We start from the raw sequence: 16,474 nt of genomic DNA, 5'->3' as shown, positions 1-16,474 counted from the left end.
ACGCCCGTATCAGCCCACCCACAGCGCCAGCGACACCATGGCGAGCAGCAACATCCACAGCACCACCGCACGCCATACCAGCCCGACTGCCGACTGCAGCGTGCGCACGCCAGGCTCGGCGCCGAATTCCGGCGCCGACGGCTCAGGACCGTTGTCCTCTTCCATGCCGGGCGCATAGTCCACCGCCGGGCCGACCACGCTGGCACGCAGCACCACGGTGGAGTCGTCCTCGGCCAGTGGCGTGCCCAGGCGCACGCCCAGCGCCCCGCCGCCGCTGGCGAGCAGGATGCCGTTGACCGCGTCGTTCCACTTGCGCGCATGATTGCGCCACGCGTACACGGCATCCTCGAAATTGCCGACGATGGCAAAGCCGATCGCGGTGAGGCGCGAGGGGATCCAGTCGAGCAGGTAGAACGCGTGCGCGGCGAAACGGCCCAGCGCGGGGCTGCGCTCGGTCGACGGCTCGTTCCAGTGGCGCCCGAGGTATTCCGCGACGCGGTACAGCACCACGCCGCCGGGCCCGACCGGCACCAGGAACCAGAAGAACACGCCGAACACATGCCGGTGCACGGCGATGATCGCTGCTTCGAGCGTGTGCCGCACGATTTCGGTGACCGGCATCTCGACCGTGTCGAGGCCGGTCCACTCATGCAGCAGCGTGCGCGCTGTGTGGACGTCGTCTCGGTTCAGCGCCTCGTGGATGTCGGTGAAGTAGTGGCTGAACTGGCGGAAGCCCAGCGTCATGTACAGCACCAGCACGTTCCAGGCGAGGGTCAGCGCCACGCTGATCGAAGCCAGCAGGTAATGCACCACGACCACCGCCAGCGTCAGCGGCAGCACTACGGTGAACCAGGCCAGCGCGGCATCGCGGGGGCGGCCGGTGTCGAAAGCATGCTCGGCGCGGTCGCCCAGCGCGCGCACGATCTCGTGGATCGGGTTGTTGCGGCCCAGGGCGCGGAACTGCTCGGCGATCAGCGCCAGGAGAATAGAAACAAAGGTCATCTTGGTACGGGTGTTCCAAGGGGGCGCGCCCCACCCGATGTGCCGGTGCAGGCGCAATGCATAGCGAGAAGATAGCACAGCGATACCTGACCCTACCCATTGCGATACAAAAAGCAAAAGCCCGCCGGTGGGCGGGCAGGACTTCTTCGATCGAAACTGCGCGTGGCGGGGGATCAGGGCAAATCGAACACCAGCACCTCGGCCTTGTCGCCGCCGGACAGCGCGATCTCGCCGACCGACTCCAGCCTGGCCGCATCGCCCGCTTCCAGCGCCGTGCCGTTGACCAGCACGCGGCCGCGCGCCACATGGACATAGGCGCGGCGGCCCGGCGCGAGGGCCAGCGTGGCCGCCTCCTCGCCGTCGAACAGCCCGGCGTACAGGCGCACATCCTGGTGCACCACCACCGAACCGTCGGCGCCGTCCTGGCTGGCCACCAGGCGCAGCTTGCCGCGCTTGTCGGCCGCCTCGAAGTGCTTTTCCTCGTAGCCTGGCTCGATGCCATTCTGCGCCGGCATGATCCAGATCTGCAGGAAGTGGGTCGTATCGTGCGCCGCATGGTTGTACTCGGAGTGACGCACGCCGGTGCCGGCGCTCATGCGCTGCACGTCGCCCGGGCGGATCACGCTGCCGTTGCCCATGCTGTCCTTGTGCGCCAGCTCGCCTTCGAGCACGTAGCTGATGATCTCCATGTCGCGGTGGCCGTGCGTGCCAAAGCCCATGCCCGGCGCGACGCGGTCTTCGTTGATCACGCGCAGCGGCCCGAACTGCACATGCTGCGGATCGTAGTAGTCGGCAAACGAGAACGAATGATAGGACTTCAGCCAGCCGTGATCCGCATAACCGCGCTCTGCAGACTTTCTGATTTCAATCATTTTGATGGCCCTCCTTGGCCTTTTTTCGTGTCGCCACCGGCATCCGAACCGCTTGCAACCGTTTGGCGGCATGTATTGCGTTGTTGATGCTAGGAAGTTTAGGCCCCGACGCGTATATTTACGGGGATCACCTTAGAAGCACTCATTCAGTTTTTCTGAATATGCCACTCTCACTTGAATCCCTCGAAGTCCTGGACGCCATCGAGCGCAAGGGCAGCTTCGCCGCCGCCGCCCACGAGATGGGCAAGGTGCCCTCCGCGCTGACCTACGTGGTGCGCAAGCTGGAAGAAGACCTGGACGTGCTGCTGTTCGACCGGCGCCGCCACCGCGCCGAGCTGACCCCGGCCGGACGCGCACTGCTCGATGAGGGCCGCCACCTGCTGCACGCCGCCGACGACCTCGCGCGCCGCGTCAAGCGGCTGGCCACCGGCTGGGAAGCCACGCTGACCATCGTGGTGGACGACCTGATCAATTTCCGCGCGCTGCTGCCGGTAATCCACGATTTCTATGCCGAGAACACCGCGACGCGGCTGCGCTTTGCCAAGGAAGTGCTGGGCGGTGCCTGGGACGCGCTGGTCAGCAACCGTGCCGACCTCGTAATCGGCGGCGCCTACGATGCGCCGAGCACGCAGGGCTTCCAGATCCGGCCGCTGGGCACGGTGCCGTTCGTGTTCGCGGTGGCGGCGCACCATCCGCTGGCCACCGAGGAAGGCCCGCTCACTACCATCCAGATCGCCAAACACCGTATCGTCGCGGTGGGCGACACCTCGCGCAACCTGCCGGCGCGCACCCATGGCGTGCTGGCCGGGCAGGACGTGCTGGTGGTCCCGACCATGCGCGACAAGATGGAGGCGCAGATCCGCGGGCTCGGCTGCGGCTGGCTGCCGGCGCCGATGGCGCAGCCGCATATCGAAAGCGGCGTGCTGCAGGTGCGCGAGACAGTCGAGGTGCGCGCCCCGGGCAATTTCAAGGTGGCCTGGCGCACCAGCAACCGCGGCAAGGCGCTGCAATGGTGGGCCGGCAAGCTGGAAGACCCACGCCTGGCGCAGGCGCTGCTGCTGCAACCCGAACTTGCCGGCTGAGGGTGTCCGCATGGCAGTGACGGCTGCAAAGTTTGCCTCGGCGGGCGGCTACCGCGGCCGCTTTGCCCCCTCGCCGACCGGCCCGCTGCATATGGGCTCGCTGGTCACCGCGCTGGCCAGCTGGCTGGATGCGCGCGCGCATGGCGGCCAGTGGCTGGTGCGCATCGAGGACATCGACATGCCGCGCTGCGTGCGTGGTGCCGACGACGACATCCTGCGGACGCTGGAGCGCCTGGGCATGATGCCGGACGAGCCGCCGGTGTGGCAAAGCCGGCGCGAGGTGCACTACGCCGAGGCACTGCGCCAGCTCGACGCCGCCGGACAGCTCTACCCCTGCGGCTGCTCGCGCAAGGAAATCGCCGATTCGCTGGTGCACGTGCGGGAGCGGCACCAGACGCTTGGCTACCCCGGCACTTGCCGGCACGGCCTGAACGGCAAGCTGCCGCGCGCCTGGCGCGTGCGCGTGCCGGATGGCCCGGCCGCGACGATCTGCTTCGACGACCGCTGGCAGGGGCGCCAGTGCCAGGACCTCGAAACCGAACTGGGCGACTTCGTGCTGCGCCGCGCCGACGGGCTATGGGCCTACCAGCTGGCGGTGGTGGTGGACGATGGCCTGCAGGGCATCACGCATATCGTGCGCGGCGCCGACCTGCTCGACTCGACGCCACGGCAGATCCACCTGCAGCACCTGCTGGGCCTGCCCACGCCGAGCTACCTGCATGTGCCGGTGGTGGTCAACGAGATCGGGGAAAAGCTGAGCAAGCAGAGCGGCGCGCAGGCGATCGACACCAGCGCGCCGCTGGAGGCGCTGCGCCAGGCAGGCAGGCACCTGGGACTGGCGAACAACGAAGGGAATGTGCGGGACTGGCTGGCGCGCGCCACGGAGAACTGGCGCCAGCGGATGGCGGCGGCCTGAGCTGCAGGCCGCCTCAGCAGGATCGCCCGATCAGGACTTGCGCGGCACGCCGCCCAGCAGCGCCGCGACCGGCCGCTTGGGCGCCTGGCGGCCACGGCTCAGCGCGGCGGCGATTTCCTCCGACGGCTTGACCTGCGAGCTGCTGGCGCTGGGCTCGTACGGACGCGAGAAGAACGGATCGTCCGACGGACGGAACACCTGGCGGCTGCCGCTGTGCTCGTGGCGGCGCGGCCGCTCCTCGTCGCCGTTGCCACGCGCGCGGCGCAGGTCGCCGCGCTGGCGGCGGCGCTCTGCATCATCCTGGCGCGACTTCTCGCCGGTCGGGTCGAAGCCCTCCAGCTTGCCGCGCGGAATGCTGCGCTTGATCAGCTTCTCGATGTCGGACAGCAGGCGCTCATCGTTGCCCGGCACGAAGATCGACAGTGCATCGCCGCTGGCGCCGGCACGGCCGGTCCGGCCGATGCGGTGCACGTAGTCCTCGGCGCTGTACGGCACATCGAAGTTGATCACGCAGGGCATGTCGGGGATATCGAGCCCGCGCGCCGCCACGTCGGTGGCAACCAGCGCGTCGATGGTGCCGCTCTTGAAGCCGTCCAGCGTCTGCATACGCTCGGTCTGGGTCTTGTCGCCGTGGATCGCGGAGGCATTGATGCCCTCGCGCTCCAGGTGCCGCGCCAGGCGCGAGCAGCCGATCTTGCTGTTGACGAAGACGATGCACTGGCGCGACAGTCCCTGCTCGGCCCGCTGCTTGAGCAGGTGCACCACCGCCGCCTGCTTGTGGCCATCTTCGACCTGGTACACGGTCTGGCGCACGTTCTCGTTGGTCGAGTTGCTGCGCGCCACCTCGATGGTGACCGGCTGCTTCAGGTAGCTGGCGGCCAGCCGCTTGATTTCCGCCGAGAACGTCGCCGAGAACAGCAGCGTCTGGCGCTGCGCCGGCAGCAGGTTGATGATGCGCTGCAGGTCCGGCAGGAAGCCCATGTCGAGCATCCGGTCGGCCTCGTCCAGCACCAGCATCTGCACCTGCGACAGGTTGACCGACTTCTGCTGCACGTGGTCGAGCAGGCGGCCCGGCGTGGCCACCAGGATCTCGACGCCGCGGCGCAGGGCATCGGTCTGCGGGTTCATGTCGACGCCGCCGAATACCACGGTGCTGCGCAGGTCGGTGTGCTTGGCATAGCGGGCGACGTTGTCGTAGACCTGGTCCGCCAGTTCGCGCGTGGGCGTCAGCATCAGCGCGCGCACCGGGTGGCGCGCCGGCGAGGCGCTGGCGTTGGCCAGCGGCAGCAGGCGCTGGATGATCGGCAGCGCGAAACCGGCGGTCTTGCCGGTGCCGGTCTGCGCGGCGCCCATCACGTCCTTGCCGAGCAGCACGACCGGGATCGCCTGCGCCTGGATCGGCGTGGGCGTGGTGTAGCCCTGGTCGGACAAGGCACGCAGGATGCGCGCGTCCAGGCCAAAGCTTTCGAAGGTCTGCACCGCGGTCTGCCCGGCGGTGTTGGGTTCTGGTGCGGTCGTAGTGGTCATGGGTATCGGTGTCTGGCGGGAGGCGAACCCGGCACAAACGGATACGCGTCTGGAACTCATCTCGCCCTGGCTCTCGGCTGGCACCGGAGAGGTGCCGGCGCGGCCATGCCGCTTGCACAGGGCATGCAGCTTTTGACCAAGAGAATCAAAGACTTAAATTTTAGCATTTCTGCACGCACAGTGACCAGCATGGCCCGGCCGTGCCGGCGCCGCGACCGTGCGCGGCCACGCGGGGGCGTTTTAAAGAAACTGTCACATCGGCAATGGATGATGCCGGCGGCGCCGTAGACAAGGCCAGCCGCGACCGGCCGCGCGAACGCCACCCTCCGACCACCGAGACCATTATGGACTTCGAGCAATTCCGCCAGACCTGCCAGCAGTTCCTGCGCACTTCGAGCCAGTTCCTTGGCCTGGCCGCCGCCCTGCCCTTGCCACCGCGGCCGGCGAGTCAGCCGGCCCAGCCTGCACAACAGGCGGCCTGACAGGCGAATCCGCCGGACCGCCAGCCCGGCATCCAGGTACCTCCAGCGCCGCGGATGCCGTTATCCCGGATTACCTTGCCCCACTTCTTGCAGTCGCCGCTCATGCGCGCCGCCAGGTGCTCGGCGGCAAATAGGCGGTGACGGTGCCCATCATCTTCTGCTGCACGGTTGGTGACCCACCATCACGATGCGCAGGCCGCGGGCCGTGGCGATCGGCATGAAGTCCTTGAAGGTGTCGTTGCCCCTGCGATTGAGCAGGGGCGGCACCAGCAGCGTCGGCGTGAATGCCCTGACCCGGCTGGCTGGCTCGCGATGAAAAAGCCCCGCGTACCGGGGAGGGCAGCGGGGCTCAAGTGGTAGCGGGGCAACCTTCCGATTACCCACGCAGTGATCTTGGCCGATCGGGTCACGGCGCACATCACCCAAATGCGGGCTTTGGGCACGCGCCTGGCGCTGCCTGCAAAGCCTGTCAATCATCACTCGCGCCCGCCACCCCTGGTATCGGGGTTTTCTCCGAGCGGGTTTCCGCCAGCTTCCCGTCCCGCCGCGCATGCGGTCTACTGGTATCACATTGACAGGGCACCGCCAACGCGGCGTATCGCCGCAGTCGATGGAGCACCAAGACGATTCCAATGACCGGGAGACAGACCATGGTGACGAAAAAAGAAGACGCATTCGTACTGAAGAACCTTCTTGCCCTCGCAGCACTGGAAACCGTAGGCGGCGCGATCGCCCTCGGAATGGTCTTTCACCTAATCTGATCTGAGCTTGCCCGGGCACCGCGCCGCCACGCCGGCGCGGTGCCCGTCGCTGCTGCTCATTACGCGCCTTACTCGTCGACAATCACCTCGAAGCCGCCATAGATCATCCGCTGGCCATCGAACGGCATCGGGTCCATCCCTTCCTTCAGGCGCGGGTCTTCCATCGCCGCCTTCATGCCGGTGTCGCGCTTCCCTTTTGACGGCCAGACGATCCACGAGAACACCACCGCCTCATCGTCCTTGCGCTTGACCGCCATGGTGAAGGACGTCACCTTCCCTTCCGGCACGTCGTCACCCCAGCATTCCACTACCTTCAGCGCGCCGTGCTCCTTGAACACCGCTGCGGCCTTCTGCGCCACCTGGCGGTAGGTTTCGCGATTGGCCTGCGGCACGGCCAGCAAGAATCCGTCGATATAAGACATGGATCTGACTCCTCGTCGGGTTGAACGGTTGCGAATCCATTGCATCCGAATACCTTAGTCCATCGCTACGATGGCTAAAGTTCCAGTGTTTGCCCGCGGTCAGCGGCAGGCAGAGGTGGTCGGACCGATGCCGGAGGACGAAGCGGCGTTGCCGGATGTGGGGCTCCGGAAGTCACCGGCGTAAGCAAAAAGGGGGTTACGGCATTCACCGTAACCCCCTTTTCAGCATTGGTGGGCCTCCCGTGAGTCGAACACGGCACCAACGGATTATGAGTCCGCTGCTCTAACCAGGCATGAGCTAGAGGCCCTTGGAAGCGTTTAGTTGCCTTCCAGGAAACTCTTCAGCTTGTCGGAGCGGCTCGGGTGGCGCAGCTTGCGCAGTGCCTTGGCCTCTATCTGGCGGATCCGTTCGCGCGTGACGTCGAACTGCTTGCCGACCTCTTCCAGCGTATGGTCGGTGCTCATTTCGATGCCGAAGCGCATGCGCAGCACCTTGGCTTCGCGCGGTGTCAGCGAGTCCAGCACGTCCTTGACGACGTCGCGCATGGAGCCGTGCAGCGCCGCTTCGGCCGGGGCCAGCGTGTTGGTGTCCTCGATGAAGTCGCCCAGATGGGAGTCGTCGTCGTCACCGATCGGCGTTTCCATGGAGATCGGTTCCTTGGCGATCTTCATGATCTTGCGGATCTTGTCTTCCGGCATCTCCATCTTCTCGGCCAGCGTTGCCGGATCCGGTTCATTACCGGTTTCCTGCAGGATCTGGCGCGAGATGCGGTTCATCTTGTTGATCGTCTCGATCATGTGCACCGGAATACGGATGGTGCGCGCCTGGTCGGCGATCGAGCGCGTGATGGCCTGGCGGATCCACCACGTGGCGTACGTCGAGAACTTGTAGCCGCGGCGGTATTCGAACTTGTCGACCGCCTTCATCAGGCCGATGTTGCCTTCCTGGATCAGGTCGAGGAACTGCAGGCCACGGTTGGTGTACTTCTTGGCGATCGAGATCACCAGGCGCAGGTTGGCCTCGGTCATCTCGCGCTTGGCTTCGCGGGCACGACGCTCGCCCTCGGCCATCTTGCGGTTGACGCCCTTCAGTTCCTTCAGCGGCAGCACCACGCGCGACTGCAGGTCGATCAGCTTCTGCTGCAGTTCATGCACGGCCGGCACGTTGCGCTCGACGATGCCGCTGTAGCCCTTGCCGTCGGCCACCACGGTGCCGATCCACTCCAGGTTGGTCTCGTTGCCCGGGAAGCGGGCGACAAATTCCGAGCGCGGCATGCCGCACTTGTCGACCACGATATTCAGGATCGAGCGCTCGAGCTTGCGCACTTCGTCCACCTGGCCGCGCAGCGTGTCGCACAGACGCTCGACATTGCGGGCGGTGAAACGGATCCCCATCAGTTCGGCCTGGATGGCTTCCTGGGCCTTGACGTAAGGCTTGGACTTGTAGCCCTCCTTCTCGAAGGCACGGCGCATCTTGTCGAACTGCTCGGCGATCACGCGGAATTTTTCCAGCGCGTTCTGCTTCAGCTCTTCCAGCTGGCGCGCGGAGGCACCGGCGCCGGCTTCGCCTTCGTCGTCATCGTCCTCGTCGCCTTCCTCGTCGTCGTCGGACTCGATATCCTCGTCCTCGGACGCTGCGGCCGCGGCCGAGGGTGCTTCCGGGGCTTCGTCGGCGTTCGGGTCGATCAGGCCGTCGACGAACTCGTCGATCTTGATCTCGTCGTTGGCCACGCGCTCGGCGTGGGCCAGGATCTCGGAGATGGTGACCGGGCATGCCGAGATCGCCATCACCATGTCCTTCAGGCCGGCTTCGATGCGCTTGGCGATCTCGATCTCGCCCTCGCGGGTCAGCAGCTCGACCGTGCCCATTTCACGCATGTACATGCGCACCGGGTCGGTGGTGCGGCCGAACTCGGAGTCAACCGTGGACAGGGCCGCCTCGGCCTCTTCCTCGGCTTCTTCCTCGCTGGTGGCCGACGGCGCGTTGTCGTTGAGCAGCAGCGTCTCGGCATCCGGCGCCTGTTCGTAGACGGCGATGCCGATGTCATTCAGCGTCGCGACCAGCGTGTCGATCGTTTCCGAATCGACCATGTCGTCCGGCAGGTGATCGTTGATCTCCGCGTAGGTCAGGTAGCCGCGCGACTTGCCGAGCTTGATCAGCGCCTTGAGCTTCTGGCGACGCAGCTCGAGCTCCTCTTCGGTCCCCTGCTGGGTCGAGGCGAACTCCTTGAGCAGGGCCTTTTCCTTGGCCTTGCGGTCCTTGGCTTTCTGCTTTTCGGTCTTCGGCGCGGCTGCGGGCGTCGCAGCACGCATGTCGTTCTCGTAAAACTCTTCAGTCACGTCGTCTGTTGTGCTGTCGTCGTGCTGCATCTCGGCCTTGGGCTTGCGGCCGCGCTTTTTCGGCTCCGGCTTGATTGCCGGGGCAGCGGGACGCTCGGATGCAACGGATGCAGGGGTCGCGGTGCGCGCCTTGGATGCCGTCGCGGTGCTGTCCGCCTTGGCGGCTCCGCTCTTGGCGCCGGCTGCTGCCGCTCGCTTGCTCTCGACTTCGGTATTCTGCTGTTTCGCCACGGTGATACTCTTGCCTTTCACTGGTGCAGACACGGCAACCTTGCCGCTCGTACTGGCGCCCTCGCGTGCCGAAGTCGAGGCCTGTGTTTCTTTGGATGTGCGAGTCCTGGCAGGAGTCGTCACGGCGGGCGCTTGCGCGCTACGCACGGACTTGGATGGCGCAGACCGGGCTGGTGTCCTGACTGGCGCGGTCGATGTCTTCGCCGCCGTCGTTTTCGCAGACGCCTTGCCGCTCCCTGATTGGGGAGCCTTCGTTGTAACCTTTTCGGTTGCTTTGGCCTTTGCCATTGGCACGCTCACTTTCACCAGAACTGGGAAGAAAGATTTCGCAATCCAAACCGGCTATTGTAGCACGCCACGGATAGCCGGCTTCCTGTCAGGTGGGGTTTTCACCTGAAAAATCAAGGCTTAAGCTCGGCGGTGCCGGCCTAGCCCCTCATCCAACGCCTGATACTGCCTCCCGGTTGATAGCCGTTGCGCCGCGACGCCTCAGCCAAGTTGACGCCGCCGGTGGATCTCGCCCACCAGCCAGCGCATGCGCTGCTTGGCCGCCTCATCGGCGGTCCCTGCCACCACTTCGGCCTGCAGCATGTCGAGTTCGCGCCGCAATGGCTCGGCCAGCAGCTTGGTGATGGCGGCATCGAACTCCTGTGTGGCAGGCGCCTCTTCGATCTCTTCCTTCAGCACGGCGGTACGCGCGGCCGCATACAGCTCGGCGTATGGCGATTGGGCCAATTGCTCGCTGAACGCCGCGAAATTCACCTCACCCTGCAGGCCGTCGCACGTCGACACCAGATGAGTCAGCACTTCGCTCTCTGCGCCCATGCCGCCTTCGCCATCCAGCAGCAAGGCACGGGCGTCTTCGTCGAGCCGCGCCGACAGTGCCGGATAGCACATCAGCAACTGGATCACGCGCTGCTCGAGGCCGGTCGGTGCCTGCCGCCTCGCCCGCGGACGCGGCTTCTCGAAACGGCCCACACGGGCCGGATCGCTGCGCAGGCCGCAGATGGCTTCGATCTCGGCAGGTGTCGTACCCGTTGCATCGGCAAGTTCGCGCACAATCTGTAGCCGCAGTCCGCCGGCCGGCATCGCCTGCAGCAGCGGCTTGGCCTCGTACTGGGCGCGGGCACGGCCCTCGGGCTGGCGCAGGTCAAGCTCCTCGGTCACCGACTGCAGCAGGAAGCGCGACAGCGGCATGGCGTTGCGCACCTGCGTGGCAAAGGCCTCGGTGCCCTCTTCGCGCACGTAGCTGTCTGGATCGTGCTCGGCCGGCAGGAACAGGAACCGGATGGTCTTGTTGTCGGCGACGTGCGGCAGGCAGGCTTCGAGTGCCCTTCGCGCCGCACGGCGGCCGGCGGCATCGCCATCGAACGAGAACACCACCGCGTCGGTCTGGCGCAGCAACTTCTGCACGTGCACGGGGGTGCATGCCGTGCCGAGCGTAGCGACGGCATTGGCAAAACCGAGCTGGGCCAGTGCCACGACGTCCATATACCCTTCGACCACCAATACGTAGCCGGTTTCCCGGATGGCATGGCGCGCCTCGAACAGGCCGTACAGTTCGGTCCCCTTGCTGAACAGCGGGGTTTCGGGCGAGTTCAGGTACTTGGGTTCGCCCTGCCCCATTACGCGGCCGCCGAAGCCGATCACGGCCCCCTTGGTGTTGCGGATGGGGAACATGATGCGATCGCGGAAACGGTCATAGCGCCGCGGCTTGCCGTCGGGATCGCGCTTGTCGCTTTCGATCAGCAGGCCTGATTCGACCAGCGGCGCGGCAATAGTGTCATCGCGATAGCTGCCGAACACCGCTTCCAGCCCCTGCCAGTCGTCTGGCGCATAGCCCAGGCCAAACTGTGCGGCGATCTCGCCGGTCAGCCCGCGCCCCTTCAGGTACTGAATCGCCTGCGGCGCGGTGCGCAGCTGCCGGCGGTAGAAGTCGGTCGCGCGGGTCATGGCGTCGGACAGCGCAACCGAACGGGCCTGCTGTTCGGCGCGCTGGCCCGGTGGCAGCCGGTCGCGCTCTTCCGGCACGGTCATGCCGACCGACTGGGCCAGCTCGCGCACCGCCTCCGGGTAGGACTGGCCGGAGTACTCCATCAGGAAACCGATGGCCGAGCCATGCGCGCCGCAACCGAAGCAGTGATAGAACTGCTTGGTCGGCGAGACCGTGAAAGACGGCGATTTCTCGTTATGGAAGGGGCATAGCCCCATGAAATTCGCGCCGCCCTTCTTCAGCTGCACATACTTGCCCACCACATCGACAATGTCGACACGGTTGAGCAGGTCCTGAATAAAGGATTGCGGAATCACCCGACTGACCGTCCCGAGGCTTGGCCGTCCCGCGACGGGAGGCAATTTCTAGGAATGCGTGACCGGTGCGGCGCCCGGTTGCTATCGGAATATTGTAGTGCAGCGCGATCAGGCCGCCCGCAATGTTGACAACTCCGTGCATCTACGCCAAATCCGACGGATCCGGCATGCTTCACGCCTATATCTGATTAAATCAGTACTTACTTCGGAGCCAGCGCCGCCTTGACCAGGGCCGACACGGCCGTCATGTCGGCACGGCCGGCGAGCTTGCCCTTGAGCACGCCCATGACCTTGCCCATGTCCTGCGGGCCGGCCGCCCCGGTGGCGGCGACCGCTTGCTGGACTTCGGCGGCGACTTCGGCCTCGGAGAGCGCGGCGGGCATATAGACCTTCAGTACCTCGACTTCGGCCAGTTCCTTGTCGGCCAGGTCGTTGCGGCCCGCCTGCTGGAACTGGGAGATCGAGTCCTTGCGTTGCTTGATCAGCTTCTCGACCACGGCCAGCACGGCGGTATCGTCAAGCTCCGTGCGCTCGTCGACCTCGCGCTGCTTGATCGCGGCCAGCAGCAGGCGGATGGTGCCGAGGCGCTCCGCTTCGCGGGCGCGCATGGCGGTCTTCATGTCTTCGCTGATACGGGCTTTGAGGGACATCGTGATCTTCCAGAAAGTGTGCGGACACTCACAGGTGGCGGTGAAAGCCGCTCGCTGCAAGGCCCATAACGCAAAAACCCGCCGAAGCGTGCGCCACAGCGGGTTGATGCAAGCGTGAGGCCCGCTTCAGTACAGCTTCTTCGGCAGCATCTGGCTGCGAATGCGCTTGTAATGACGCTTTTCAGCGGCGGTCTTCTTGCGCTTGCGCTCGGCGGTGGGCTTTTCGTAAAACTCGCGCGCCCGCAATTCAGGGATCCGTGCGTTCTTTTCGATGGTGCGCTTGAAACGGCGCAAGGCGACTTCAAAAGGCTCGTTTTCCTTGAGGCGGATCGTAGTCATTTGGCCAGAAAATTAGATTTTCGGGATAGCGGCTTTACGAAGTTCTGGATTGTAGCACCAAGCCCCGGGCACGGAAGTGGCGCGCAACGGACACTGAAAAAGCGACGTTCCGGCCCCATCAGGGCCGATGATCAGGCCACGGATTGCCCGGCGGCCGCGCTGCGGCTGGCCTCGGCCACCGCCTTGCCCGCGGCGACGCCGGACGCCCAGGCCCATTGGAAGTTGTAGCCACCCAGCCAGCCGGTCACATCGACGACCTCGCCGATGAAGTAGAGCCCTGGCACCTCGCGTGCCATCATCGTCGTCGAGGACAGCGCGCGCGTATCGACGCCGCCGATTGTCACTTCAGCCTTGCGATAACCTTCGGTGCCCGACGGCACGATGCGCCAGCCGTTGAGCGATGCGCCAAGCTTGCGCAGTCCCTTGTCCGTGACATCGTGCAGCGGCATGGCGGCATCGACGCCGGCGGCCGCGCACCATGCGTCGGCCAGCCGCGCCGGCAGCCGCTGCGCCATCAGGTTGCCAAGGTGCTTGCGGCTGCCGCCCTTCTGCTCCAGCAGCCAGGCCGCGGCGTCTTCGCCGTCGAACAGGTCGATGGCGATCGGCGTGCCCGGCTTCCAGTAGCTCGAGATCTGCAACACCGCCGGCCCGGACAACCCACGGTGGGTCCACAGCAGGTCTTCCCGGAACGCGCCGGCCGTCTTGCCGTTGCCGGTGACGACATCCACTTCCAGCGACACCCCGGCCAGCGGCGCGAACGGGGCCCAGTCCTTGCCATCGAAGGTCAGCGGCACCAGCGCCGGCCGGGTTTCGGCGACGCCGAGCCCGAACTGGCGCGCGATGCGGTAGCCGAAGTCGGTGGCGCCGATCTTGGGGATCGACAGGCCGCCGGTCGCCACCACCAGTGCGCCGGCGCGGATCGTGCCGGTGGAGGTCAGCAGCAGGAAGTCGTCGCCCTCGCGGCGAATCTCTGTCACAGAACAGCCGGTCTGCCAGCGTACGCGGCCGGTGTCGCATTCCGCGCGCAGCATGGCGATCACATCCTCGGCGCTGTCATTGCAGAACAGCTGGCCGCGATGCTTCTCATGCCAGGCAATGCCATGGCGGCGCATCAGGTCGAGGAAGTCCTGTGGCGTGTAGCGGGCCAGCGCCGAACGGCAGAAGTGCGGATTGGACGACAGGTAGTTGGCCGGCCCCGCCTGCAGGTTGGTGAAATTGCAGCGACCGCCGCCGGAAATGCGGATTTTCTCGGCCAGCCTGGTGGCGTGATCGACCAGCACCACGCTGGCGCCGTTCTGTCCGGCGACGGCGGCGCACATCATGCCGGCCGCGCCCGCGCCCAGCACGGCCACGTCATACCGGCCCGTCCGGGTTCCCGTCGCCCCGCTCATTGCTCGCCTCGCCAATCCATCTGTTGCCACCGCTCAAGAAAGGGCAGATTGTAGCGAAAAGCACGCCGCACGCCGCTGTGCTACCCTGCGCGCTTCCTGCAACCTGTTGTTTCGACGGCCGTTTCGCCTTTTGCGGCGGCCTTCGGCTTCTTCCTCATGCTTGTCCTCGGCATCGAATCTTCCTGCGACGAAACCGGGCTGGCCCTCTACGACACCGAGGCCGGCCTGTTGGCGCATGCACTGCATTCGCAGATCGCCATGCACCGCGATTATGGTGGCGTGGTCCCCGAACTTGCCTCGCGCGACCATATCCGCCGTGTGCTGCCATTGCTCGAGCAGGTGCTGGCCGACGCCGGCCGCACCCGCCAGGACATCGACGCCATCGCCTTTACCCAGGGGCCGGGCCTTGCCGGCGCGCTGCTGGTCGGCGCCTCGGTGGCCAATGCGCTGGGTTTTGCGCTGAACGTGCCGATGGTCGGCGTGCACCACCTCGAGGGCCACCTGCTGTCGCCGCTGCTGACGCGCGAGCCGCCGCCGTTCCCGTTCGTGGCGCTGCTGGTGTCTGGCGGGCATACCCAGCTGATGGACGTGCGCGGCGTCGGCGACTACACGCTGCTGGGCGAGACGCTGGACGATGCCGCGGGCGAGGCCTTCGACAAGACCGCCAAGCTGCTCGGCCTGGGGTATCCCGGCGGGCCGGAGGTGTCGCGACTGGCCGAGTTCGGCACGCCGGGCGCGTTCGCGCTGCCGCGGCCGATGCTGCATTCAGGCAATCTCGATTTTTCCTTCGCGGGGCTGAAGACCGCGGTGCTGACGCAAACCCGCAAGCTGTCCAATACCTGCGAGCAGGACCGGGCCAACCTGGCGCGGGCCTTTGTCGACGCGATCGTCGATGTGCTGGCGGCCAAGTCGTTCGCAGCACTGAAGCAGACCGGCCACAAGCGGCTGGTGGTGGCCGGCGGCGTCGGCGCCAACCGGCAGCTGCGCGAGCGGCTGGACCAGCTCGGCAAGCAACGCAGGATCGACGTCTATTACCCTGACCTGGCGTTCTGCACCGATAACGGCGCGATGATTGCGTTTGCCGGCGCGATGCGGTTGCAGGCGGCGCCGGAGCTGGCGCGGCGCGAGTATGGCTATGGCGTGACGCCGAGGTGGGATCTTGCGGATATCCGGTTGCCGTCCGCAGCTTGATGGGTCTCTCGCCAATGAAAAAGCCACCGCGTGCGGTGGCTTTTTCTATATCGGCGGCAACCGGATCAGCTCACCCGCTTGTCCCGCTCGATCACCGCATACGCGCTGTGGTTGTGGATCGACTCGAAGTTCTCCGCCTCCAGCACATAGGCCACGATGCGGTCATCCGCATTCAGCCGCATCGCGATATCGCGCACCAGGTCTTCGACGAACTTGGGGTTCTCGTACGCACGCTCGGTCACGAATTTCTCGTCCGGGCGTTTGAGCAGCCCCCACAGTTCGCACGACGCCTCTTCCTCGGCCATCCGCACCAGCGCTTCCACCGGCAGCTCTGCGGCCAGTTCCACGTCCATCGTGATATGCGAGCGCTGGTTATGCGCGCCGTACTGCGAGATCTTCTTCGAGCACGGGCACAGGCTGGTCACCGGCACCATTGCCTTCAGGAACACGCGCGTCCGGCCGTTGCGCACTTCGCCGGTCAGCGTGACCTCATAGTCCAGCAGCGACTGCACGCCCGACACCGGCGCGATCTTGCTGATGAAGTACGGGAAGGTGACCTCGATGCGGCCCGCCTCGGCTTCCAGCTTCTCCAGCATCTTGTCGAGCAGCAGGCGGAAGCTGGCCAGCTCCAGCGGCGCGCGCTCTTCTTCCAGCAGCGCGACGAAGCGCGACATATGCGTGCCCTTCTGGTCCGCCGGCAGGTGCACGTCGAGGTTGAAGGTACCCACGCTCGGCACGGTGCCGGTCGGGGTCTTCAGGGTCACGGGATATCGCACGCCCTTGACACCGACGCGCTGGATGGGGATCTGGCGGGTGTCGAGGCTCGACTGGACGTCGGGCATCACGAAGGCGGGATTGATGTCATTCATCTACGGTTTCCTCCAGGGCTGCGCCAGCGTCTGAGTGGCTCGCACAGGTCCTTACGGTCGCGGCATTTTCGCAGTCCATCCATGCCGCG

14 protein-coding genes and 1 tRNA gene are annotated in these 16,474 nt (G+C 65.9%); 4 read left to right on the top strand and 11 right to left on the bottom strand.

The window, feature by feature from the left end:
- Positions 1-9: 9 nt before the first annotated feature.
- Positions 10-1,002: a CobD/CbiB family protein gene (locus tag J8I34_RS05350; RefSeq protein WP_029045563.1), complete on the bottom strand. Its 993-nt coding sequence runs from the start codon at positions 1,000-1,002 to the stop codon at positions 10-12.
- Positions 1,003-1,175: 173 nt separating this feature from the next.
- Entirely contained in the window at positions 1,176-1,874 is a 699-nt protein-coding gene (locus J8I34_RS05345) for a pirin family protein (protein WP_029045562.1), read from the bottom strand.
- Positions 1,875-2,035: 161 nt separating this feature from the next.
- On the opposite strand from J8I34_RS05345, the gene J8I34_RS05340 reads away from it, so the two are divergent.
- Positions 2,036-2,956, top strand: a complete 921-nt coding sequence (locus J8I34_RS05340; RefSeq protein ID WP_209774146.1) for a LysR family transcriptional regulator — start codon at positions 2,036-2,038, stop codon at positions 2,954-2,956.
- 10 nt (positions 2,957-2,966) lie between these two features.
- Complete coding sequence (gene gluQRS / locus J8I34_RS05335; protein ID WP_029045560.1) at positions 2,967-3,872, top strand: tRNA glutamyl-Q(34) synthetase GluQRS; 906 nt, start codon at positions 2,967-2,969, stop codon at positions 3,870-3,872.
- 30 nt (positions 3,873-3,902) lie between these two features.
- Here gluQRS and J8I34_RS05330 read toward each other — a convergent pair whose 3' ends face one another.
- Entirely contained in the window at positions 3,903-5,399 is a 1,497-nt protein-coding gene (locus J8I34_RS05330) for a DEAD/DEAH box helicase (RefSeq protein ID WP_029045559.1), read from the bottom strand.
- Between the two features lie 263 nt (positions 5,400-5,662).
- Between J8I34_RS05330 and J8I34_RS05325 the strand changes: the two genes are divergently transcribed.
- The gene (locus J8I34_RS05325; protein WP_035876877.1) at positions 5,663-5,881 is read left to right on the top strand and encodes a hypothetical protein; all 219 of its coding nucleotides are present in this window, start codon (positions 5,663-5,665) and stop codon (positions 5,879-5,881) included.
- Between the two features lie 829 nt (positions 5,882-6,710).
- Here the strand turns inward: J8I34_RS05325 and J8I34_RS05320 are convergent.
- The 7 genes from J8I34_RS05320 to J8I34_RS05290 form a co-directional block, all read right to left on the bottom strand.
- Complete coding sequence (locus J8I34_RS05320) at positions 6,711-7,064, bottom strand: DUF1428 domain-containing protein (RefSeq protein ID WP_209805516.1); 354 nt, start codon at positions 7,062-7,064, stop codon at positions 6,711-6,713.
- Between the two features lie 229 nt (positions 7,065-7,293).
- Positions 7,294-7,372: transfer RNA gene (locus J8I34_RS05315), tRNA-Ile, on the bottom strand.
- 10 nt (positions 7,373-7,382) lie between these two features.
- On the bottom strand, positions 7,383-9,923 hold the full coding sequence (gene rpoD, locus J8I34_RS05310; RefSeq protein ID WP_245175787.1) for an RNA polymerase sigma factor RpoD: 2,541 nt from the start codon (positions 9,921-9,923) through the stop codon (positions 7,383-7,385).
- 201 nt (positions 9,924-10,124) lie between these two features.
- The gene (gene dnaG / locus J8I34_RS05305; protein WP_209805515.1) at positions 10,125-11,945 is read right to left on the bottom strand and encodes a DNA primase; all 1,821 of its coding nucleotides are present in this window, start codon (positions 11,943-11,945) and stop codon (positions 10,125-10,127) included.
- A 200-nt stretch (positions 11,946-12,145) separates the two neighbouring features.
- On the bottom strand, positions 12,146-12,595 hold the full coding sequence (locus J8I34_RS05300; RefSeq protein WP_209805514.1) for a GatB/YqeY domain-containing protein: 450 nt from the start codon (positions 12,593-12,595) through the stop codon (positions 12,146-12,148).
- 126 nt (positions 12,596-12,721) lie between these two features.
- A complete protein-coding gene (rpsU, locus tag J8I34_RS05295; protein WP_209805513.1) occupies positions 12,722-12,934 on the bottom strand; it encodes a 30S ribosomal protein S21 in 213 nt (70 codons plus the stop codon).
- A 131-nt stretch (positions 12,935-13,065) separates the two neighbouring features.
- Positions 13,066-14,325, bottom strand: a complete 1,260-nt coding sequence (locus J8I34_RS05290; RefSeq protein WP_209805512.1) for a BaiN/RdsA family NAD(P)/FAD-dependent oxidoreductase — start codon at positions 14,323-14,325, stop codon at positions 13,066-13,068.
- A 156-nt stretch (positions 14,326-14,481) separates the two neighbouring features.
- Between J8I34_RS05290 and tsaD the strand changes: the two genes are divergently transcribed.
- Positions 14,482-15,516, top strand: a complete 1,035-nt coding sequence (tsaD, locus tag J8I34_RS05285) for a tRNA (adenosine(37)-N6)-threonylcarbamoyltransferase complex transferase subunit TsaD (RefSeq protein ID WP_209805511.1) — start codon at positions 14,482-14,484, stop codon at positions 15,514-15,516.
- Between the two features lie 65 nt (positions 15,517-15,581).
- Here tsaD and folE2 read toward each other — a convergent pair whose 3' ends face one another.
- Positions 15,582-16,385, bottom strand: coding sequence for a GTP cyclohydrolase FolE2 (gene folE2, locus J8I34_RS05280; protein ID WP_209805510.1), 804 nt, complete (start codon positions 16,383-16,385; stop codon positions 15,582-15,584).
- Positions 16,386-16,474 lie beyond the last annotated feature (89 nt).

Source organism: Cupriavidus phytohabitans, from assembly GCF_017815025.1.
Taxonomy (GTDB): Bacteria; Pseudomonadota; Gammaproteobacteria; order Burkholderiales; family Burkholderiaceae; genus Cupriavidus.
Note: the sequence above shows the minus strand (reverse complement) of the source record. Positions and strands in the feature narration are given on the sequence as shown.